The sequence below is a fragment of the Hydrocoleum sp. CS-953 genome, assembly GCF_002260545.1.
In the GTDB taxonomy this organism is placed as follows: Bacteria; Cyanobacteriota; Cyanobacteriia; order Cyanobacteriales; family Microcoleaceae; genus Trichodesmium.
On record NZ_LGSU01000937.1, the window covers coordinates 1 to 5,543 of the forward strand.

General features: G+C 37.3%; 3 protein-coding genes. All 3 read left to right on the plus strand.

Going from position 1 to position 5,543, the window contains the following annotated elements; genetic code table 11:
- Positions 1-252 precede the first annotated feature (252 nt).
- The 3 genes from grpE to dnaJ all read left to right on the plus strand — a co-directional run bounded on the left by grpE (position 253) and on the right by dnaJ (position 5,402).
- Positions 253-981 (plus strand): nucleotide exchange factor GrpE, encoded by a 729-nt coding sequence (gene grpE / locus AFK68_RS12865; RefSeq protein ID WP_094672339.1) that lies wholly within the window; start codon positions 253-255, stop codon positions 979-981.
- A 517-nt stretch (positions 982-1,498) separates the two neighbouring features.
- On the plus strand, positions 1,499-3,604 hold the full coding sequence (gene dnaK / locus AFK68_RS12870) for a molecular chaperone DnaK (protein ID WP_094673163.1): 2,106 nt from the start codon (positions 1,499-1,501) through the stop codon (positions 3,602-3,604).
- Positions 3,605-4,274: 670 nt separating this feature from the next.
- Positions 4,275-5,402, plus strand: a complete 1,128-nt coding sequence (dnaJ, locus tag AFK68_RS12875; RefSeq protein WP_094673164.1) for a molecular chaperone DnaJ — start codon at positions 4,275-4,277, stop codon at positions 5,400-5,402.
- The last annotated feature ends 141 nt before the right edge of the window (positions 5,403-5,543 follow it).

Sequence of the window (5,543 nt, forward strand, 5' to 3'; positions counted from 1 at the left end):
ATCTTACTCAATAATCAAATCTCATAATCTTTAGAACCTACTATATTTGCTAACAACAGGTTATTAGTGTTTCAAGTATTAATAATCTCAAAAATTTAAAAGCTATGAAAATAGACATAGTTAACATAAACTAATATTAACACTGTTAGAGTTTCAGTGATTATGTATTGCTTCTTGATTGTGATATGATAAATCAGGGTAAAAAAGCAACACAAAAACCAGTAATAGCCTTAAGTATTAGGAGAGAATAAAATGGCAGGAGAGACCCCCTCTACAGAAACACAAAATCAAGAAATAAATGAAAATATTCAAGATGTTCAAGTTGCTGTTGAGGAAAGTGTAGACTTAGATTCATCTCAAAAGGTAGAGAATAACAAAGAAGTGTCTGAAGATAATGCCTCTGTAGAGACAGAGCAGCAGAAATTTGAGCCAATATCAGAAGAAATAGTCTTATTGAAGGAGGCTTATGAATCCTTACAAACTCAGTTAGAAACTACCAAATTTCAACTAGAGGAAAAAGAGACTCTATACAAAAGACTAGGAGCAGATTTTGACAACTTCCGTAAACGGACAGAAAAGGAAAAGCAAGAATTGGATACACAGGTTAAGTGTGCCACAATCATTGAATTATTACCAGTAATTGACAACTTTGAGCGTGCTCGTTCCCAGATAAAACCAGCAAATGATGGAGAAATGACTATTCATAAAAGCTATCAAAGTGTCTATAAGCAAATGGTAGATTCTTTGAAAAAATTAGGAGTTTCTCCTATGCGCCCAGAAGGTGAAGAGTTTGACCCGAATCTACATGAAGCAGTAATGCGAGAGGCAACAACAGAGCATCCAGAAGGAACCGTAATAGAAGAGTTGGTGCGTGGTTATATCCTAGGCGAGCGTGTACTCCGACATGCTATGGTAAAAGTAGCAACAGCACCAGAACCGACAGATGATGAAGCAGAAAATCAAACCGATACAGAAAGTTAATATAGTAGTCGAAACAAAGGTTAGAACATTTATAAATGCTCAAACTCAATCATGGATTACTTTTAACTTTTGACTCGCGCATAGCGCCATACTGGTTAGTTATTTTTGATTGAATTATCCTCCTTTTAAGTTGTATTCAGACCTATCCAAAATCAGCCACAACAAAAACAAAAATACTAAAACTTAAATTCAATTGTCGGAACTTAACTAAGATTTTTTCTGAATGCAACTTAAACAAATAAAACTAATGATTTTTGGATAGAATTAACATTAGTGAAAATTGGAAAAAAGTCTCTTATGATTTTCCAAATTAGATATTTTTTTTACATCTTTGAAACAAAAATATTCCCCAAAAATATACTTGAGCTAAGATGTGAAAAAAAACGTAATTATCAGCTAAAAAAATAAGAAAAAAGCTAGATTTTTTCATTTTTAAAGCCTGAGCAGAAGCTTTCAAGCTTCAAGCTTCATTACCAATAAAAAAAATATTTTTGACTATTAAGAACGCCGAAGCACTATGGGAAAAGTCATTGGCATTGATTTAGGGACAACTAATAGTTGTGTGGCCGTCTTAGAAGGGGGGAAAGCTCTTGTAATTTCCAATTCAGAGGGTGGACGTACAACACCTAGTATTGTCGGATTTGGCAAAGGAAATGAACGTTTAATTGGCCAACTAGGAAAGCGACAATCAGTAACTAATGCAGTAAATACTGTCTATAGTATTAAAAGATTTATCGGGAGAAGATGGGAAGATACTGAAGAAGAACGCTCCCGAGTTCCCTACACCAGTATTCAGGGTAAAGAAAATACTGTAAATGTCCAGATTAGAGGAAAAAACTATACTCCTCAAGAAATTTCAGCCATGATTCTGCAAAAAATGAAGCAAGATGCTGAAAAATATCTAGGTGATTCTGTTACGCAAGCTGTAATTACAGTACCAGCCTATTTTACAGATGCACAGAGACAAGCAACGAAAGATGCAGGAACTATTGCTGGTTTGGAAGTCCTAAGAATTATCAATGAACCAACTGCTGCTTCATTATCCTACGGCATAGATAAACAGGACGAAGATCATACTATCTTAGTCTTTGACTTGGGAGGGGGCACTTTTGATGTTTCTATCTTACAGTTAGGAGATGGAATTTTTGAGGTTAAGGCTACTTCCGGTAACAATCATCTAGGAGGAGATGATTTTGATAATCGTATAGTCCGTTGGTTAGTAGAAAAGTTCAGAGATCAAGAAGGCACAGATTTGTCTCCAGATAAAATGGCAATACAAAGACTTCGAGAAGCAGCAGAAAAGGCCAAAATCGAACTTTCTTCTACCCAGGCCACCAATATAAATTTACCATTTATTACGGCTGACGAAACAGGGCCAAAACATTTGGAGACCAAGCTAACTCGCGCTCAATTTGAAAAATTGGTGCAACCTTTGGTTGAAAGCACGATTAAACCAGTTGAACAAGCTATTAAAGATGCTGGGATGAAGCCAGAAAATATAGATAGAATTATTCTCGTGGGAGGTTCTACTAGAATACCAGCAGTTCAAGTGGCAATAGGTAATTATTTTAATGGTAAAACTCCTGATACTTCGGTGAACCCTGATGAAGCTGTGGCTTTAGGGGCGGCTATTCAAGCTGGTATTTTGGGGGGTGAAGTTAAAGACCTTTTGTTATTAGATGTGATTCCTCTGTCCTTGGGGTTAGAAACTTTGGGAGGAATATATACTAAGGTGATTGAGAGAAATACGACAATTCCTACCAGTCGCTCCCAAATGTATTCTACTGCTGTGGATGGACAAACGTCTGTGGAGATTCATGTCCTCCAGGGTGAACGAGCCATGGTGAAGGATAATAAGAGTCTGGGTAGATTTTTACTGAAAGGAATTCCTCCTGCTCCGAGAGGTATACCACAAATTGAAGTTAATTTTGATATAGATGCTAATGGAATTCTGAAAGTTAAAGCTTTAGACCAAGGAACTGGTAGAGAACAAAGTATTGAAATTAGTAATACAGGTGGTCTGAGTGAAGCTGAAATTCAACGCATGCAGCAGGAAGCAGAAACTTATGCGGAAGAAGATAATCAATTAAAACTATTAGCAGAATTGAGAAATCAGGCAGATACTCTTTTGTATAATTATGAAGCAACTATTAAAGAACATGGTGATGTTATTGATGAGCAGGTAGCTACAGAAGTTGGCAATAGTTATGAGGAGTTAAAGCAAGTTTTGATTAATTCGGAAACGGAAATTAATTATGACCAGTTAAATCAGCAGATTGAATTATTTAGGCAACAGCTTTTTGCTTTAGGTGAAACTTTATATGAACAAGGAGGCAGTGAAAAGCCTAAATTACCAGAAGAAGATAAAAGTTCTAAGATGCTTCCAGATTCAAAAATTACAGAGCCAGAAACTTCTAAAGAAGTAGAACCAAAAATTATAGAGTCAGAAACTTCTACTAAAAAAGTAGAACCAGAAATTACAGAGCCAGAAGCCTCTACTAAAAAAGTAGAAAGTGAAATATTGGTTGATACTGACTCCACTACAAATGACGTCAGTTCAACCAAAGTTCAGGAAACAACTCAAGAGCCTGAGAATGAATTTGGGAAAAATCCTTTTCTATAGAAAAAAGGGAGTAGGGAGTAGGGAGTAGGGAGTAGGGAAGTGTGGGGAGAAACGACAACTAGAGGGGTTGAATGAGGAATTGCTAATAAATCTCAAAGTATTGACATATAAATGTTTTAGCGTTTTTTAGTTAGAAAAAAGTGTCAGGTATCACGTCTAATATCATGTCCGTTGGTATCGGAGCGTGTAAAAGTTGGGGAAATATCTACCATTAGTAACGTTTTTCTTTCTTCCTTCTTCCTTACCGAATTATTAATTATTAATAATTAGGGCTTGCTGATTAATTCTCAAACCATTGACAGATAAACAGTTTGGCTTTTATAGGTTGACAAAAGTACCCGCTGTTTAGAGCCAAAAGCTGAAAAAGTGAGTATTTTAGGTGCATAGTTGGGCAGAAAAATCAAGGGATAATTCTCACTCCTACTTCTTCACTCATTCCCTGTGCCTCCTGACTTCCCGTCCACCGGAGGGGTTAGGGGTGACTCCTACCCCTACCACTCATACTTTTTCAGCAAACCCTAAATATGTAGATTTCTCATAAGTCTGTGCTAAACTAGCAAAAGGCGATAATCAATGTACCGGGAAATTAAGACCAAACATTAAGATCGCCAAATAAAAATATAAAATTCCAAAGTAGACATATTAACATTAATTCTAGGCAAATAGCTCTATGGCCCGCGATTATTACGAAATTCTAGGTGTTTCTCGTACTGCAGATAAGGAGGAACTAAAGCGTGCCTACCGCCGCTTGGCTCGTAAGTACCACCCAGATGTGAATAAAGAGCCAGGGGCAGAAGAGCACTTTAAAGAAATAAATCGTGCCTACGAAGTTCTCTCTGAGCCTGAAATGAAAGCTCGTTACGATCGCTTTGGAGAAGCAGGAGTATCAGGAGGAGGAGCATCAGGTTTCTCAACGGACTTTTCAGACAGTTTCGCTGATATATTTGAAAGCTTTTTTAGTGGGTTCTCAGGAGGAGTGGGAACTCAAGGACGTAGGCGTACAGGTCCAGTTAGAGGAGATGACCTACGTTTAGATATAAATCTGGACTTCCACGAAGCTATATTTGGTGGAGATAAAGAACTAACAATTAAGCATCTGGAAAATTGCGAAACCTGCGGTGGTTCAGGAGCTAAACCAGGCACAAGACCTCAAACTTGTTCTACTTGTGGAGGCACTGGTCAAGTTCGCCGGGCAACAAGAACTCCTTTTGGTAGTTTTACTCAAGTTTCAGTTTGTCCCTCATGTAATGGTACTGGGCAGATAATAGAGGAAAAATGTCCAACTTGTGGAGGTCGTGGCCAGAACGAGGTAACGAAAAAGATCAAAATTACTATCCCAGGAGGGGTAGACAATGGTACTCGTCTACGAGTTTCGAATGAAGGAGATGCTGGTAAGATGGGCGGGCCTCCAGGAGACTTGTATGTTTTCCTGGCTGTCAAAGATAACCCAGAGTTTCAAAGAGATGGAATTAATATTCTCTCCCAAATAAAAATTAGCTATCTACAAGCAATTCTAGGCTGTTCTCTGGAAATTAATACAGTTGATGGTAAGTCGGAATTAACAATTCCAGCAGGCACTCAGCCAAATACTGTTTTAACTTTGGAAGATAAAGGAGTTCCGAGATTAGGTAATCCGGTAAGTCGTGGGGATCATCTGATAACAATCGAAATTGATATTCCCACAAAAATTACTGCAGACGAAAGAGAGTTATTAGAAAATTTGGCGAAGATTAAAGGTGAGCGGACTGGAAAAGGAGGTTTAGAAGGATTTCTCGGAAATTTATTTCACCAAAAATGACTTAAATGGAAGATTTTCCTAATTATCAAAAACTTGTTATTAGCAGGGGTTTAATAATTAACAATTAACAATTAACAATTAACAATTAATAATTAATAATTACCAAAATATTGTGGTTTAAAGCCTCCCCTTGGATAGGGG

Excerpts from the sequence above, each read along its gene's own strand:
- grpE (WP_094672339.1), top strand. The coding sequence starts at position 253 with ATGGCAGGAGAGACCCCCTCTACAGAAACACAAAATCAAGAAATAAAT.
- dnaK (WP_094673163.1), top strand. The coding sequence starts at position 1,499 with ATGGGAAAAGTCATTGGCATTGATTTAGGGACAACTAATAGTTGTGTG.
- dnaJ (WP_094673164.1), top strand. The coding sequence starts at position 4,275 with ATGGCCCGCGATTATTACGAAATTCTAGGTGTTTCTCGTACTGCAGAT.